The organism is Paenibacillus sp. p3-SID867 (genome assembly GCF_025142895.1).
In the GTDB taxonomy this organism is placed as follows: Bacteria; Bacillota; Bacilli; order Paenibacillales; family Paenibacillaceae; genus Paenibacillus_AQ.
The window spans coordinates 12846-28734 of sequence record NZ_JAMBDM010000025.1 but is presented as its reverse complement, the minus strand read 5'-3'; the positions used below and the strand labels follow the sequence as shown (position 1 = coordinate 28734).

Annotated in this window: 15 protein-coding genes; 1 reads left to right on the top strand and 14 read right to left on the bottom strand. The window is 51.2% G+C overall.

The window, feature by feature from the left end; genetic code table 11:
* Positions 1-127: 127 nt before the first annotated feature.
* From M4D81_RS30795 to M4D81_RS30755, 9 genes are all read right to left on the bottom strand, one after another.
* Positions 128-646 (bottom strand): NYN domain-containing protein, encoded by a 519-nt coding sequence (locus M4D81_RS30795; RefSeq protein WP_071221026.1) that lies wholly within the window; start codon positions 644-646, stop codon positions 128-130.
* A gap of 5 nt (positions 647-651) precedes the next feature.
* Positions 652-1404, bottom strand: coding sequence for a 23S rRNA (guanosine(2251)-2'-O)-methyltransferase RlmB (gene rlmB / locus M4D81_RS30790; protein ID WP_260069229.1), 753 nt, complete (start codon positions 1402-1404; stop codon positions 652-654).
* A gap of 87 nt (positions 1405-1491) precedes the next feature.
* Positions 1492-1935: a Mini-ribonuclease 3 gene (locus M4D81_RS30785; RefSeq protein ID WP_260069228.1), complete on the bottom strand. Its 444-nt coding sequence runs from the start codon at positions 1933-1935 to the stop codon at positions 1492-1494.
* Positions 1932-3338, bottom strand: coding sequence for a cysteine--tRNA ligase (gene cysS, locus M4D81_RS30780; RefSeq protein ID WP_260069227.1), 1407 nt, complete (start codon positions 3336-3338; stop codon positions 1932-1934). Before cysS ends, M4D81_RS30785 begins: the two co-directional genes overlap by 4 nt.
* Before the next feature lie 57 nt (positions 3339-3395).
* Complete coding sequence (gene cysE, locus M4D81_RS30775) at positions 3396-4085, bottom strand: serine O-acetyltransferase (protein ID WP_260069226.1); 690 nt, start codon at positions 4083-4085, stop codon at positions 3396-3398.
* Positions 4086-4776: 691 nt separating this feature from the next.
* Positions 4777-6240: a glutamate--tRNA ligase gene (gene gltX, locus M4D81_RS30770; RefSeq protein ID WP_071221031.1), complete on the bottom strand. Its 1464-nt coding sequence runs from the start codon at positions 6238-6240 to the stop codon at positions 4777-4779.
* A gap of 70 nt (positions 6241-6310) precedes the next feature.
* Entirely contained in the window at positions 6311-6799 is a 489-nt protein-coding gene (gene ispF / locus M4D81_RS30765) for a 2-C-methyl-D-erythritol 2,4-cyclodiphosphate synthase (protein ID WP_216535502.1), read from the bottom strand.
* The gene (ispD, locus tag M4D81_RS30760) at positions 6796-7491 is read right to left on the bottom strand and encodes a 2-C-methyl-D-erythritol 4-phosphate cytidylyltransferase (RefSeq protein ID WP_260069225.1); all 696 of its coding nucleotides are present in this window, start codon (positions 7489-7491) and stop codon (positions 6796-6798) included. The genes ispF and ispD overlap by 4 nt, the downstream gene beginning before the upstream one ends.
* Before the next feature lie 77 nt (positions 7492-7568).
* Positions 7569-8657 (bottom strand): PIN/TRAM domain-containing protein, encoded by a 1089-nt coding sequence (locus M4D81_RS30755; protein ID WP_071221034.1) that lies wholly within the window; start codon positions 8655-8657, stop codon positions 7569-7571.
* Positions 8658-9053: 396 nt separating this feature from the next.
* On the opposite strand from M4D81_RS30755, the gene M4D81_RS30750 reads away from it, so the two are divergent.
* On the top strand, positions 9054-9449 hold the full coding sequence (locus M4D81_RS30750; RefSeq protein ID WP_071221035.1) for a nucleoside triphosphate pyrophosphohydrolase family protein: 396 nt from the start codon (positions 9054-9056) through the stop codon (positions 9447-9449).
* Between the two features lie 122 nt (positions 9450-9571).
* On the opposite strand, the gene pssA is transcribed toward M4D81_RS30750, so the two are convergent.
* The 5 genes from pssA to clpC form a co-directional block, all read right to left on the bottom strand.
* On the bottom strand, positions 9572-10306 hold the full coding sequence (gene pssA / locus M4D81_RS30745; protein ID WP_071221036.1) for a CDP-diacylglycerol--serine O-phosphatidyltransferase: 735 nt from the start codon (positions 10304-10306) through the stop codon (positions 9572-9574).
* A 49-nt stretch (positions 10307-10355) separates the two neighbouring features.
* Complete coding sequence (disA, locus tag M4D81_RS30740) at positions 10356-11432, bottom strand: DNA integrity scanning diadenylate cyclase DisA (RefSeq protein ID WP_071221037.1); 1077 nt, start codon at positions 11430-11432, stop codon at positions 10356-10358.
* 13 nt (positions 11433-11445) lie between these two features.
* Complete coding sequence (radA, locus tag M4D81_RS30735; RefSeq protein ID WP_071221038.1) at positions 11446-12813, bottom strand: DNA repair protein RadA; 1368 nt, start codon at positions 12811-12813, stop codon at positions 11446-11448.
* A gap of 189 nt (positions 12814-13002) precedes the next feature.
* Entirely contained in the window at positions 13003-13173 is a 171-nt protein-coding gene (locus tag M4D81_RS30730; RefSeq protein WP_162487596.1) for a hypothetical protein, read from the bottom strand.
* A 191-nt stretch (positions 13174-13364) separates the two neighbouring features.
* Positions 13365-15821: an ATP-dependent protease ATP-binding subunit ClpC gene (gene clpC, locus M4D81_RS30725; protein WP_216535499.1), complete on the bottom strand. Its 2457-nt coding sequence runs from the start codon at positions 15819-15821 to the stop codon at positions 13365-13367.
* Positions 15822-15889 lie beyond the last annotated feature (68 nt).

The window sequence follows — 15889 nt, the reverse complement described above, 5'->3', positions numbered from 1 at the left end:
GACCGTCAACCACGATCTGCCTAAAATAGACCGATAATAACATTTAATGTAAACTTTTTCATAGATTCATATACCGTTTTCATTCTCCAAATGAGCCGACCTCTCGTCCCTATTGTGTAAAACAGTTCTATTCCCTTCGCCAGCGCTCGAACGCCTGTCTCACATCCGGCGGCAGCTTCCCGTCAAGTGTATTCCTGCTCTTGGTCTGCTCTTTCGTTATTTTCTGCTTCACTTCGCGCTCGCTCTGCTCCACCTCGTTAAGCAACTCCCGGGCGGACAGCCGGAGTGCTCCCCGAGCAAAAATCACGTGCTGCTCAATTAAATCGCTGGTCGCCACATAAATTTTTCGCCGGCGGTGGCTGAACTCACCGACTAGCCGTTCAATGCACTCATCGGCGGTTTCTTTCTCCTTCGTAAAAAACACCTGAACCTTGCCTTGCGTGTAGGATTTCCCCAGTCCAGGAACACGGTATGCGTCAAAAATCACCACGACTCTGAGGCCTGAGAACGCCTGGTAATCCGCTAATTTCTCCAGCAGCATGTCTCGCGCTTCATGCATGCTGCTATTGGCGAGCTTCGCAAGATATGGCCAGCCGCCGATCATATTATAACCGTCGACCAGCAGCACATCCCGCCAATCGGCCATCATTGCTAACCTTGAAGGCGGCGACGGCGAAGCACTTCGTACATAACGACACCTGCGGCAACCGAGGCGTTAAGCGAATTGATCTTTCCGGCCATCGGCAGTTTCACAAGCACATCGCATTTCTCACGGATCAGACGCCCCATCCCTTTATTCTCATTACCGATAACGATAGCAACCGGCCCGTCAAAAACATCGGTGTCATACAATTCCTGAACGGCATCAACAACGGTCCCGACAACCCATACACCCATTTCCTTCAGCTGATCGATGGTTTGGCCCAGATTGGTCACCCTAGCTACGGGCACATACTCCACTGCGCCGGCAGATGTTTTGGATACCGTTGCCGTTACTTGTGCGGATCTACGCTTAGGCAGTATGACGCCATGAGCACCCGTGCAGTCTGCCGTCCGGAGAATCGAGCCCAGATTGTGCGGATCCTCGATCTCGTCAAGAAGCAGCAGGAAAGGCGATTCGCCTTTTTCCTCTGCAACCTTCAGCAAATCCTCCACTTCCACATAAGCATAGGGTGCCGCTTGCGCAACCACGCCTTGATGCTGAACTCCCGGAACCATCTGATCCAGCTTGCGTTTGTCCACATGCTGAATGACAATACCCAGTTTCTTCGCTTCCGCGATAATCGGCAGGGTCAGGTGCTTTTGCGCATTTTCTGCAATCCATATTTTGTTGATCGTACGTCCTGATTTGAGCGCTTCCGTTACGGAGTGCTTACCGGCTACTACTTCCTCTTCTTGCAACATGTAGTTCTCCTCCTGCATATCAGCCGGCGTCCCCTCGCGGAAACACCGGCTGTATCGTTTCAATGTGATGCGATATTGTCTAACGGTCTATTTAACAGACCCCTCAATATACTCGATGCTCTTCCCTATGAGCTCACGAAGTCGGTCCTGCTCACCCGTATAATATAAATACCCAATCAGCGTCTCAAATGCCGTAGCATGCCGGTATTCGAGGACGTCGGCATTTTTGGGGATGCTGCCGGATTTGGCGTTGCGTCCCTGACGCACAATATCGCGCTCTTCTTCCGTCAGTTCCGGATCCAGATAAGCCAATATTCGGCTCTGTGCCTTCGCCGACACAAATCCTGTTGCCGAACGGTGCAGGTGATGGGGGCGGAGATTCGCTTTCGATATCAAAAACTGCCGCACCGCCACCTCATAAATGGCATCTCCGATATAGGCAAGCACGATGGGCGGGATTAACCGGGCCGGCTTTGACGGCGGAAAATCGAACCAGCCTACTGCGGGATCATGAAACTCAGGCCCGCTCATTTACGCCGCCAGCGCATACCTTGCGCCGTATCCTCAAGCACGATGCCTTCATCCGCCAGCTTGTCGCGGATTTCATCCGCTCGGGCCCAGTTTTTATTCTTCCGGGCTTCGACACGTTCGGCAATCAGAGCTTCAATCTCCTCATCCAGCAATTCATCCGTGCCTGTATTTACGATGCGCAGCACGCCGTTCATTTCGTTGAAAGCGCGCAGCACTTCATGCAGGTCCGCCGCAGGAATCGAGGCTTCCTTCAACAGCTGATTCGCCTCGCTGGCCCATTGGAACATGGCGGTGATGGCGTCCGGCGTGTTGAAATCATCCTGCATCTTCTGGTGAAATTCGACAAGGACGGCCGATATTTTATCCGCAACTTCCTGGCTTACGTTATCGTCCTTCGAACCGATCGCGGTACTCAATCGATGCTCGATATTAGCCGCCGCATTCGCCAGACGTTCCACGCTGTTCTGCGCCTGCTCCATCACCTCATCGCTATAATTCAGCGGATTGCGGTAATGGGTGGACAACATGAAATAGCGGATAGCTTCTTTCGTATATTGTTCACGAAGTTCCTTAACCAATACACCGTTCCCTAACGATTTCGACATTTTCTCGTTATTGATGCGGATATATCCATTGTGCATCCAATAGTTCGCCAGCGGTTTGCCTGTCAGTGCCTCCGACTGCGCAACTTCGCATTCATGGTGTGGGAACTGCAGGTCCTGGCCGCCGCCATGGATATCCAGCGTATCCCCGAGATAACGACGGGCCATGGCGGAGCACTCAATATGCCAGCCTGGACGGCCGTCGCCCCAAGGACTGCTCCAGTAGATCTCTCCAGGCTTCGCGGCTTTCCATAGGACAAAGTCTTCCGGATTTTCTTTCCGCTTATCCACCTCAATCCGGATACCGAATTGCAGCTCGTCGAGATTTTGCTGGGACAGCTTCCCGTAATCGTCAAACTTGCGGGTCCGGTAGAATACATCTCCCCCGTTCTCATAAGCAAAGTCGCGGTCAATGAGTTCCTGGATGAATTCGATAATGTTCTCCATATTGTCCGTTACCCGTGGATTCAATGTCGCTCTTGGTATGCCAAGACCGTCCAGATCCTCGTAATAGGCGTTAATAAACTTATCCGCGACCTCCGGAACGGTCGTCCCGGTTTGCTCCGCTTTCCGGATCATTTTGTCATCCACATCCGTAAAGTTCACCACGTAATTCACATCATTACCCTGGTTCTCAAAGTAAGCTCGAACCACGTCGAAAAAGATCATCGGCCGAGCATTCCCGATATGGATATAATCGTACACGGTAGGACCGCACACGTAGATCTTTACCTTTCCGGGTTCCTGAGCAACAAACGTTTCTTTCATGCGGGTTAGCGTGTTATAGATTTGCAGTGCCATAGGTAACATCTCAATCCTTTCATTCCATCGCTTATTGTTCCTTCACGGCTTACGGGCTTACTCTTCTTTGGCCGAAGTCACAACGGCCTCGGATACCATGCCTTTAGGCTGGTTTCGTTTGCTCTCATGAAGCTCCGCCCGGAGCTGATCGATCTCCTTCTGCATCGAGCGGAGCATATCAACAATCGGATCGGGCAGATTCGTGTGATCCAGCCGGTCGCGCACCCGCTCCCCGTTCTGTTTCACGATTTTTCCTGGATTGCCGACAACGGTGCTGTTTTGGGGAACAGGTCTTAATACGACTGCATTGGAACCAATGTTACAGTTATCCCCAATCGTAAAGGAACCTAGCACTTTCGCCCCCGATCCGATGACCACATTGTTGCCGATGGTCGGGTGCCGCTTGCCTTTTTCCTTACCGGTTCCTCCAAGCGTAACCCCCTGGTAGATCACCACGTCATCCCCAATCTCACAGGTCTCTCCAATGACAACCCCCATCCCGTGGTCAATGAACAGCCGCTGCCCGATACGGGCTCCCGGATGAATCTCGATCCCTGTCATAAACCGGCTGAACTGGGATATCAACCGGGCCAGCGTATACCATCGCCGCTTAAATAATGCATGAGCTACCCGGTGCGCCCACAGTGCGTGAAGCCCCGAGTAGGTGAATACCACTTCAAAAAGTCCCCGGGCAGCCGGGTCATTCTCGAACACTGTCCGAATATCCGATTTCATCTGTTTAAACATGAACGCTCCCTCTTTCCCCTCTTCCAATCGCGCATGCAACTTGCTATCCATCGTTATTCCTGTAAATAAAAAAACGCCCCTGCAGCTTATCGCTGCAGAGGCGCTAGACCGCGGTTCCACTCTGCTTAGAACCGGCACAAACTTCCTCCCTTCGTCAGGGACGGATTCTACCGATTCTCTTCATGTCATTAACGGCAGACGACCGGCATGATCTAACGATTGTGTTCGCTTCAACCATGCAGCTCACAGGTGCATTTCCGCTGCAGGCGACGGGACAACTCTCAGCCGGCAAATTCAAGTGGTCCTTGTCTTCTGCCGATTGTCCTCTCTGGAACGTGCCTGTTTTACGCGTACTTCTCCTGATCGTAGCTTTTATACGTTTTATATTTGTTGACCTAGGCTTCATAAATGACCGCGTTGCTCACTAGAGACGCTGCGCCGACGGATCGTGCCTTCGATCGCTGTTGTTTTCAGATTTCTTGAACGTAAATCTACATAGTTGAAATCCGAAAACAAAGGCGAACGCTTCGCTTCTCCAGCACAATTCCGTCCTCTCCGCTGCTTCCCTGTATGAGTAAATGCCCCATTTAATAAAACCCTAGATCAAAGAATATTTCACTTATAGTTTGGTGTAATTATAACTGATGATATACGGGCTGACAAGGAACGTTTATCGAGGAAGCCGCCCGAATTATGCGCCTTTGATCTGAGAACGCAAACGGTCAAGCACGCGATCCCTGCCAAGCAGCCAGATCGTCTGGTTCAGGTCGCGGCCATGGGTTTGTCCCGTCAAGGCTACGCGGATCGGCATAAAGAGCTGTTTGCCCTTAAATCCGGTCTCCTTCTGAACTTCCTTGATCAGCGCCGCAATCTTCGGAGCGTTAAACTCATCCGTCTGCTCGATCTTCGCAAGGAATGCCGACAATACGACTGGTACCTGCTCGCCGCCCATCACTTCAATCCCTTCGGCATCCAGCTCCAAATGCGTACGGAAGAACACTTCCGACAGATCCACGATATCCGAAGCCGCCGTCAGCTGCTCCTGATAGAGCGCCACGAGCGCGCGTGCCCATTCCTCTTGCTCGGCCGTAAGCTCGGACGGCAAGCGGCTGGCTTTTTGCAGATGCGGAATGGCTAAATCGGCGATCCGATCCGGATCCGCGTTCTTGATATACGTGTTGTTCAGGTGAGCCAGCTTGTTCGTATCGAATACCGCCGGGCTCTTGGACAGACGATGCTCATCGAAGATCGAGATCAGCTGCTCTTGGGAGAACACTTCCTCTTCCCCTTCCGGAGACCAGCCTAGCAGCGAGATGAAGTTGAACAGCGCTTCAGGCAAATAGCCAAGCTGGTCATACTGCTCGATGAACTGGATGATCGATTCATTACGCTTGCTCAGCTTCTTATGATCTTCGCCCACGATCAGGGTCATATGTCCGAACTGAGGCGGCTCCCACCCGAAGGCTTCATAGATCATCAGCTGGCGCGGCGTATTGGAGATATGATCCTCCCCGCGGAGCACATGGCTGATCTTCATCAGATGATCGTCTAAGGCTACCGCGAAATTGTAGGTAGGAATGCCGTCTTTTTTGACGATAACGAAGTCGCCCGTCTCTTTGCTGTTAAACGAAATCGTACCCTTCACCATATCATCGAATGTGTAGATACGGTCTTCCGGAACGCGGAAGCGGATGCTGGCCACACGGCCTTCAGCCTCAAACGCCTGACGCTGCTCTTCCGTCAACTCCCGGTGCTTCCCGGAATAGCGCGGCGTTTCGCCGCGAGCCATCTGCTCTTCCCGCTCCTGCTCCAGCTCTTCTTCCGTGCAATAGCAGCGGTAGGCAAGCCCGCGATCCAGAAGGTCCTGCCAATATTGTTTATAAATATCAAGACGCTCAGTCTGGCGATAAGGCCCGTACTCGCCCCCGACATCCACGCTTTCATCCCAGTCCATGCCCAGCCACTTCAAGTATTTCAGCTGGCTTTGCTCTCCGCCTTCTACGTTGCGTTTTACATCAGTATCCTCGATACGGATAATGAATTTCCCGTTATTCTTGCGGGCGAATAAATAATTGAATAATGCCGTTCTGGCATTGCCGATATGTAAATGTCCCGTTGGACTCGGTGCATAGCGCACGCGGACTTCTCCGGTCATTGTAAACCCCTCCGCTTCCCTATTATTTCAAGATTCCTAGCTCAAAAAATCCCCTTATTGAACACATACTTCAAGATGATAGCACACCTTTTACGAGGCAGACAACCGATTGCGCGGCGATTCCTTCGCCCCTGCCGGTAAACCCGAGCTGCTCGGTAGTGGTCGCCTTCACGTTCACCTGATCCACCTCAGCATCCAGCGCTTTGGCGATCACTTCCGCCATCTGCGGAATATAGGGTGCCATCTTTGGCTTCTGCGCAATAATCGTGGAATCGATATTACCAAGTGTATACCCGCGTTCCTTGGCCATGACCCATACCTGCTCCAAGAGCTTCAGGCTGTCGGCGTCTTTAAAGGCAGGATCGTTATCGGGAAAGTGGCGCCCAATGTCGCCGAGCCCAAGCGCCCCCAGGATCGCGTCCGTTACGGCGTGCAGCAGCACGTCGGCGTCGGAGTGCCCGAGAAGCCCTTTCTCATAAGGAATCGTGACGCCTCCGATGATGCACGGCCTTCCTTCTACAAGCTGATGTACGTCAAACCCATGTCCTACTCGAATCATTCCATGTCCTCTCCCTTACGTTTCTGTAAAAAAGCCGCATATTCCAGATCCTCCGGCGTGGTGATTTTAATATTGCTGTATTTCCCCTCCACCACGGTTACCGGATGTCCTGCCCGCTCCATCAGCATGGCATCGTCGGTGCCTGTAAACCCATCCTTCGCCGCTGCCTCATGGGCGGACAGCAGGTCGGAAAGACGAAAAGCCTGTGGGGTCTGAACGGCCCACAGACTTTGACGGTCCGGGGTGCCTGTAATCTGCCCCTTACCGTTCACCTGTTTAATCGTATCCTTCACGGGAACCCCAAGTACCGAGGCGCCCTCGCGGATTGCCGCATCGCGGCAGGCTTCAATCTCCTCTTGCGTTACAAACGGCCTTACGCCGTCATGTATCATTACCCATTCTGAAGAAATTTGCTTGATGCCTTGGTATACGGACTGTTGCCTCTCGCTTCCCCCAGGGATTACAGCGGACACCTTGCCCAAACCGTATTCCTGTATCCAGGATTCGCAGCGAGGGACATCCTCCATCCCCGTCACAAGCACAATTTCCTGCAGCCATGGTATCCGGCTGAATGCTTCAAGCGTATGAACGATAATGGGCTTTCCGTTCAGAGCCAGGTACTGCTTGCTCTCCCGGGTACCCATCCTCGTTCCTTTTCCCGCCGCTACAATGACAGCGCCAAAGTTACTCATCAAGCACCAAACTCCTGTCTCACCCAACACGCCCCAAACGGACGAATAGCGGATATGTATATCCCCATCATACCCCTTTACTGGGCTTTTTCCAACAGTTTTGGTTTTGCAAAGATCATTCGGCCCGCCGAGGTTTGCAGTACGCTGGTAACGAGCACTTCCATCATCGTGCCGATGTACTCGCGACCGCCCTCCACGACGATCATCGTGCCGTCATCCAGATACGCAACGCCTTGACCATGCTCCTTGCCGTCCTTGATAATCTGTACCAGAATTTCTTCCCCTGGCAGGACCACCGGTTTGACCGCGTTAGCGAGATCATTAATGTTCAAGACCGACACACCCTGCAGCTCACAAACCTTATTCAAGTTAAAATCATTGGTGACCACTTTGCCTTGAAGCACTTTGGCCAGCTTCACCAGCTTGCTGTCGACCTCGGATATTTCCTCAAAGTCGCCTTCATAAATGAGTACCTTGACGTCCAGTTCTTTCTGGATTTTGTTCAAAATATCAAGGCCGCGCCGGCCGCGATTTCGCTTAAGAAGGTCCGAAGAATCCGCAATATGCTGAAGCTCCTCCAGGACAAACTCAGGAATGACAATCGTTCCTTCGATAAATCCGGTCTTGCAAATATCCGCAATTCTCCCGTCAATAATGACACTCGTATCCAAAATCTTATGTTCCTCTATGCGCCGGCCCTCAGGCTCAGCGGCTTGGCTCCACTTGCCCGACATCCACAAGGACGCCAATTCATCCTTCTTCTCCAGTCCAATGCGAAACCCGATGTAACCGCCGAGCAGCGTAATGCCAACCTGCAGCAGCTGCCCCGCTTGTCCAAGCAAGGACAACCCCGGTGACAGCAATAGCGACAGCAGCAGGCCGCTCAACAGTCCCGCTGTACCCGCAGCCAGCTCATTCATCGGAATCCGGGAGAACGAAGTGATCAGGCTGTGCAGCCATCTCGTGACCCGATCCGCTGACAGCACGCCGATCATGCCAAACAATAATCCTCCAAGCACCGCGAAGGCTCCGCTTCCCGCTGCAAATAAACCTTGTCCAAAAATAGGCGAGAGCCCTGAGAAAGACCGTTCCATTGTATGATATAACGTATACCCGCCCCATGCTCCGCATAATACTGTAAATGCTAAAATAGCTTTTTTTAACATGAGCTTCCGCACACCTCCTTTTTATACCTGAATATCTTTGCTTCTATTTTCCAGTATGGTCCAATTTATAAAGTCGTAATCGTGCCGACCCATCTTTTTTTAAGATTATCGAATGTAACGTTTTTCGGTGGAACCCAATAAATTGGATAATCGCAAGATAAACATCCTCAAAAACGCGGTGTCTCTTCTGTTGAAGTGCATCGATTGACGTTTTTTTATAATATTTCCATATCCCCATATTCTACCGGTTTCGCCTACCCCCATCAGGCTTTGACGTGTACTGACATCAACCTCACAAATGGAATTGACCGCCTGCAGACACCTGAAATTGGTTGAAATCGCCTGAAGTAGTGGAATATAATGAACTCAATTCATAATATCGAGGTGGATGTATAAATGAGCGCTCCTAGTTTACAGGCTTTTCAGGACCAAGTTTCCGAATTGTTGCTCCGTCACCGCAGTCTCTTGGATGTTCTGTCTAAAAATGGTCAAAGCAATGCTTCAGTCAACCGGGCCGTAACCAAGGCCATCACAGAATGCGGATGCATCGAGCTCCACGCTACGAAGCAAACCTTCGATATCGGTGCTGATCTCGAATCAGCCCGGGAATTAGCCGGCACGCACGTCGAAGGCCATCTGTGCGAGAATTGCCGTGAAGCGGTAAGCACCGAGCTTGGCCGCAACCTATTTTATATGTCTGCCCTTGCGAATCTTCTGGACATTCAACTGGATGAGGTTGTTGTCAAGGAGTCGCAGAAATGCTCCACATTGGGTATTTTCAACCTGTCGTAAGACCGTTACCATGATGACGGTTCGTAACGGCAAGGCACTCCATGCATACAAAAAAAGCATTTATCTCGCTGCGCTAGCAGGGAAATAAATGCTTTTTATTTGGAGATATGTCCGAATCCGGCTTATCGGTCAGAGGATTGATAGGCCTCATCTGAATTGGGATCATCTTTTTTGCGACGTTTTTTGCGGTTCAGCCTGCGGAAATTCTGCTGCAAGCCATAACCTGCATACAGGACCAATGGCAAGAATATCAGCTTGGAGGTCTGCTCTGGTAAGAACACGGCAACCATGACTGCGCCAATGATGACGAGCGGCGTAAATTTAATCGCTGTTTTCGGAATGCCAATCTTCTTGAAGTTCGGGTATTTGACTGCGCTAACCATGAGATAAGAAAGCAGAAGTACGGCAATGATCATATAAGTTGCTGTAATCTCTTCATGGAATAACGCCAAGGTTGCCAGCACACCTCCCGCAGCGGGGATCGGCAGGCCGATAAAATATCCCGGTATGCCCGGACGAACATTAAATCTTGCAAGACGCAGTGCGCCGCACATCGGAAATATGGCGGTCACTGTCCAAGCCAATGCTGTATTAATATCCGTAAACGCTACGGTATACATAATGAGTGCCGGTGCTACGCCAAATGAAATTACATCGGATAATGAGTCAAGTTCCTTACCGAGCTCGCTTTGGGCATTTAACGCCCGAGCTACCCGACCGTCCAGTCCGTCAAGGAGCATGGCAATGATAATCATAATAGCCGCCATACTCGTTCGACCTTCCGTCGCCAAGATGATACCAATCATTCCGAGAAACAGATTACCTAAAGTAAACATGTTCGGAATTGATTTCGTCATTTTTTATTCACCTCATTAATGTTACGTACGAACATCGATTGTAGGTCTTTTAGATTTGTCTGTCAATGAATACTTGTTCTTGCAATCGCTTCAGACCTTCTTTAATGGTGCGTGCGCGAACTTCGCCAATCCCGTCCACTTCATCAAGTTCATGGATGGAAGCGGTCATAATGCTGGATAAATCATGGAACTGATCTACCAGATTACGAACGATCACATTCGGCAGGCGAGGGATTTTGTTCAAAATTCGGTAACCACGCGGCAGTATTTCTTCCTCCGATGCAGCGGCGGAAGCCGGATAACCAAGAAGCCTTACAATATGATGAATGTCCAGCAGCTCCTCATCCGTTGAACGCTTCAGCGCGAGAATGATCTCGCGGATCTTCTCCTCGCTGTACTCCCGGGCATAGTCCGCATACAGCAGCCAAGCCTCTTCCTCCATATTGCTCACAAGCTCATCCATCTGCATGCTGATCAAGCGGCCTTCGTTACCGAGCTCGTTGATATAACGCTTGATCTCCTTCTTGATGCGGAGCACCATCTCGACGCGCTGTATCACATTCACAACTTCCGGAATGGTAACCAGTTCTTCAAATTCAGATGCCGAGAGGTTGGTGAGCGATTGATTAAGCACCACACGGTATCGCTCCAAGGTCTGTATAGCCTGATTGGCCTTGGTTAGGATAACGCCGATTTCCTTTAATGCATACCGCAGCGATCCTTGATACAGCGTAATGATGTTTCGGCGCTGCGAGATGGACACAACCAGCTTGCCTGTCTGTTTCGCTACCCGCTCCGCTGTTCTGTGCCGTATCCCTGTCTCGATGGAAGAGATCGAGGAATCCGGAATCAGCTGGGTATTCGCATATAAGATTCGTTTCAAGTCTTCACTCAGGATGATGGCGCCGTCCATCTTGGCCAGTTCGTATAAATAGTTTGGCGAAAAATCGCAGTTAATGGAGAAGCCGCCGTCGACAACTTCCATTACCTCCGGGCTGTAGCCTACAACGATCAGGGCGCCCGTCTTCGCCCGCAGCACGTTCTCCAGTCCGTCGCGAAACGGCGTTCCCGGTGCTACCAGCTTTAGCAAATCATTCATTTTGTCCAGTTGGCTCGTTTCTTTCACCTTCGTATGCCCCCTAATCTAACGCAACCGCTAATGCATCTGCAACGGTGTTTACTCCTATAATTTGTATTCCTTTCGGATGCTTCCATCCCTTCAAACTCTTCTCCGGCATGAGTACGCGCTTAAAACCCAGCTTCTCGGCTTCTCTTACCCTCTGCTCCGCTCTTGAAACGGCCCGAACCTCACCGGTCAAACCCACCTCGCCAAAAATAACGTCATACGGCTTGGTCGGAATGTCGCGGAAGCTGGACGCTATGCTGACCGCTATAGCCAGATCCACCGCAGGTTCGTCGAGCTTCACGCCGCCCGCTACGTTCAGATAGGCGTCTTGGGTTTGCAGGTACATACCCATCCGTTTCTCCAGCACGGCAATGATTAGATTCATGCGGTGGTGGTCCACCCCTGTGCCCATCCGGCGCGGTGACGGGAAGTGGGTGGTGGAGATGAGCGCCTGCAGCTCGACCAGAACCGGGCGAGTTCCCTCCATGCTTGCAACAACGGTTGAACCCGCTACACCTAAAGGCCGTTCAGATAAAAACAGTTCGGATGGATTCCCGACTTCCCGAAGTCCATCCTCACCCATCTCAAAAATGCCAATCTCATTCGTCGAACCGAAACGGTTCTTTACCGCACGAAGCAAACGGTAAGTATGGTGACGCTCTCCTTCAAAATAAAGCACACAGTCCACCATGTGCTCCAGCATCCTTGGGCCTGCAATAGCGCCTTCCTTGGTCACATGACCGACCAGGACGGTCGCTATGCCCTTCACCTTCGCCAATCGCATGAAGCGTGCCGTACACTCCCGTACCTGGGAAACGCTGCCCGGCGCACTGGTTACCTCCGGCAAATACACCGTCTGAATGGAATCAATGACAACAAAACCAGGCTTTACGTTCTCAATGGCTTCCTCAATCGATTCGAGATTGGTTTCACATAGGACATACAGCTCCGGGGACAGCGCCCCGAGCCGATCTGCACGCAGTTTGGTCTGGCGTACGGATTCCTCACCGGAAATGTACAGAACGCGAATACCGTTCTGGGCCAATCGATTGGAGGCTTGCAGCAGCAGCGTGGATTTGCCGATGCCGGGATCACCGCCGACTAACACAAGTGAACCTGGGACAAGCCCGCCTCCGAGCACACGGTTCAATTCCGCAATGCCCGTCTGGATTCTGGGTTCTTTACCGCTTTCTATATTTATGATCGAAAGGGGTTTTTCTTTACTATGAAAAAGAGGGGAATTCATCCCCTGCGTCTTGATTACCGTCTCGGTCTCCTCTACCATGGAATTCCATGATTGGCAGCCAGGACATTTTCCGAACCATTTGGGCGCTTCATAGCCGCACTCGGTACAGAAAAATTTCGTTTTAGTTTTTGCCATGTGAGTCTCCTTTATGTCGCACATCATTTGTCGGATTCCGTAAAACCCTGCAAAATCAGGCATTACTCAAAGTTTACCATTTCTTATAATTCAACGTAAAGGTTAATTGGAAACTTTACGCGGGATGAGAAGGATTTGTTTCAAATTTGAAGGATTGGGGGAAGATCCACATTATTTTGATGCAATTTATCAAACATAAGTACATGTAAACCATACGTGTCCGCTTCGCTGCCGGATCGTTCTTACGATCGCTGTTAAAACCAGGAAACTGGAATTGGAATCATGGTGGTTTCCCGGTTTTAAAGGCGAACGCTGTCGCTTCTTCAGAACGATTCCGTCCTCTCCGCTAGGTTGATACATGAGGATCTGTTCTCCTTATTCGCTAATCATCCCTATGCCTAATTAATTTACCGATTTAAACAGCATTGCTCATTTCATTTACATAACTTCTGAGCATCCAAGTTTCTGCCCCATACAAAACCTTCATCTTCCATTAATCTCAAAATCAAAAACCCCGCCGGATTTAAATCCAGCGGGGCGGGCATACCAACTTATTCAGTTTCGGCTGATGCGGCAGTGACGCTCTCGTTCTTGTGTACAACCAGCTCGCCGTTTGCTTCATCAATGGTGAGCGAATCACCCTTGGCCACAGTACCTTTCAGCAGCTCCTCCGAGAGACGATCCTCGATGTGCTTCTGGATAGCCCGGCGCAGCGGGCGGGCACCGAAGGCCGGATCATATCCTTCCTTCGCAATGAAGGCCTTCGCTTTGTCTGTGAGCTCGAAATGCACCTCGAATTCCTTCAGACGCTTGCGCAGTTCGTCGGACATCAATGTCACGATTTCGGCAATGTGTTTCTCTTCCAGAGAGTGGAATACGATGATCTCGTCAATCCGGTTCAAGAACTCCGGACGGAAGCTCTTCTTGAGCTCATCCATCACTTTGCCTTTCATGTTGTTATAATCGCGACCTGCATCCGTCACCGCAGTAAATCCTAGCGTAGAGTTTTTCTTGATCGCTTCCGCTCCCACGTTGGAGGTCAGGATGATCAGGGTGTTCCGGAAGTCCACCACGCGGCCCTTGGAATCGGTCAAGCGTCCATCTTCCAGCACTTGAAGCAGGATGTTGAATACCTCAGGATGCGCCTTCTCGATTTCGTCGAGCAGGACAACGGAATATGGCTTGCGGCGTACTTTCTCGGTCAGCTGACCGCCTTCCTCGTAACCTACATATCCCGGAGGCGCTCCGACGAGACGTGACGTGGAGTGCTTCTCCATGTACTCGGACATATCGATCCGCACAACCGCATTCTCATCTCCGAACATCGCTTCAGCAAGAGCGCGTGCCAGCTCAGTTTTACCTACCCCTGTAGGACCCAGGAAGATGAAGGAGCCCATTGGACGCTTCGGATCTTTCAAGCCTGCACGTGCACGGCGAACCGCACGGCTGACCGCTTTGACCGCTTCCTCTTGACCGATCACGCGGCTGTGGAGGATTTCTTCCAGATTCAGAAGACGCTCGGTCTCTTCTTCTTTCAGTTTATTTACAGGAATACCCGTCCAGTTGGCGACAACGTCGGCGATATCCTCCGGCGTTACCTCGGAATCGGTACGTCCTTGTTTTTCTTTCCATTGATTCTTCGTGATTTCTAGTTCTTCGCGCAGCTTCTGCTCCGTATCGCGCAGCGCTGCAGCCTTCTCGAATTCCTGGCTTTGGACAGCTGCGTCTTTCTCTTTGCGGATGTCCTCCAGATGCGCTTCCTGATCTTTCAGATTAGGCGGTATGGTATACGTATGAAGGCGAACTTTTGAACCAGCCTCGTCAATCAGATCAATCGCTTTATCCGGTAGGAAGCGGTCCGTAATGTAGCGGTCGGACAATTTCACAGCCTGCTCGATCGCTTCATCCGTAATTTTCACGCGGTGATGCGCTTCATAACGGTCACGCAGTCCATACAGAATCTGAATGGCTTCCTCAGGCGACGGTTGGTCCACCGTGATCGGTTGGAAACGACGCTCGAGGGCAGCATCTTTTTCAATATATTTGCGGTATTCGTCCAGTGTGGTTGCCCCGATGCACTGAAGTTCTCCGCGTGCCAATGATGGCTTAAGAATGTTGGAAGCGTCAATGGCGCCTTCTGCACCGCCTGCACCGATCAAGGTATGCAGCTCATCGATGAACAGAACGATGTTGCCCGCTTGACGAATCTCATCCATGATTTTTTTCAAGCGATCCTCAAACTCGCCTCGGTATTTGGTTCCAGCAACAACTGAGCCCATATCCAGCGTCATGACGCGTTTGTCACGCAGTGTCTCCGGAATTTCATTGTTAATGATGCGTTGTGCCAGGCCTTCTGCAATCGCCGTCTTACCTACCCCTGGTTCACCAATCAGCACCGGGTTGTTCTTCGTACGGCGGCTTAGTACCTGAATCACGCGCTCAATTTCTTTGCTGCGTCCAATGACCGGATCCAGGTTGCCTTCTTTGGCAATGGCGGTCAGATCGCGAGCGAGACTGTCCAGTGTAGGCGTGCTTACGTTTTGCGGCGTGCCATGATGGCTCGATACCGCTTCGCTGCTGCCGAGCAGCTGCAGCACTTGCTGGCGGGCTTTGTTCAGGCTAATGCCCAGGTTGTTCAGCACGCGTGCGGCAACCCCCTCACCTTCACGAATCAGCCCCAGCAGAATATGCTCCGTACCTACGTAGGTATGACCAAGCTTACGAGCTTCGTCCATGGAGAGCTCAATCACCTTTTTCGCTCTTGGCGTATAGGCAATGTTGGTAGGCTGCTCCTGTCCGCGTCCGATTAATGTTTCGACTTCATCCTGAATTTTCTCAAGACCAAGTCCAAGTCCGATCAGCGCTTTGGCTGCAATGCCGTCTCCTTCACGAATAAGTCCTAGCAGGATATGTTCTGTGCCGATATTGTTGTGCCCCAGTCGTACCGCTTCTTCCTGAGCCAATGCAAGCACCTTTTGTGCACGTTCCGTAAATCTGCCAAACATCATAGTATTGCACCTCCACGTTTCAATTAATATATTGAACCTCGCGGATTTCGGTGTATCGTCAGCAATGG

What these genes read in the sequence shown, in the direction of transcription:
- radA (WP_071221038.1), bottom strand. Translation starts at nt 12,813, where the DNA reads ATGGCAAAAACTAAAACGAAATTTTTCTGTACCGAGTGCGGCTATGAA.
- pssA (WP_071221036.1), bottom strand. Translation starts at nt 10,306, where the DNA reads ATGACGAAATCAATTCCGAACATGTTTACTTTAGGTAATCTGTTTCTC.
- rlmB (WP_260069229.1), bottom strand. Translation starts at nt 1,404, where the DNA reads ATGTTGCAAGAAGAGGAAGTAGTAGCCGGTAAGCACTCCGTAACGGAA.
- ispD (WP_260069225.1), bottom strand. Translation starts at nt 7,491, where the DNA reads ATGAGTAACTTTGGCGCTGTCATTGTAGCGGCGGGAAAAGGAACGAGG.
- M4D81_RS30785 (WP_260069228.1), bottom strand. Translation starts at nt 1,935, where the DNA reads ATGAGCGGGCCTGAGTTTCATGATCCCGCAGTAGGCTGGTTCGATTTT.
- M4D81_RS30750 (WP_071221035.1), top strand. Translation starts at nt 9,054, where the DNA reads ATGAGCGCTCCTAGTTTACAGGCTTTTCAGGACCAAGTTTCCGAATTG.
- M4D81_RS30795 (WP_071221026.1), bottom strand. Translation starts at nt 646, where the DNA reads ATGGCCGATTGGCGGGATGTGCTGCTGGTCGACGGTTATAATATGATC.
- gltX (WP_071221031.1), bottom strand. Translation starts at nt 6,240, where the DNA reads ATGACCGGAGAAGTCCGCGTGCGCTATGCACCGAGTCCAACGGGACAT.
- M4D81_RS30755 (WP_071221034.1), bottom strand. Translation starts at nt 8,657, where the DNA reads ATGTTAAAAAAAGCTATTTTAGCATTTACAGTATTATGCGGAGCATGG.
- cysE (WP_260069226.1), bottom strand. Translation starts at nt 4,085, where the DNA reads ATGTTTAAACAGATGAAATCGGATATTCGGACAGTGTTCGAGAATGAC.
- cysS (WP_260069227.1), bottom strand. Translation starts at nt 3,338, where the DNA reads ATGGCACTGCAAATCTATAACACGCTAACCCGCATGAAAGAAACGTTT.
- clpC (WP_216535499.1), bottom strand. Translation starts at nt 15,821, where the DNA reads ATGATGTTTGGCAGATTTACGGAACGTGCACAAAAGGTGCTTGCATTG.
- M4D81_RS30730 (WP_162487596.1), bottom strand. Translation starts at nt 13,173, where the DNA reads ATGTATCAACCTAGCGGAGAGGACGGAATCGTTCTGAAGAAGCGACAG.
- ispF (WP_216535502.1), bottom strand. Translation starts at nt 6,799, where the DNA reads ATGATTCGAGTAGGACATGGGTTTGACGTACATCAGCTTGTAGAAGGA.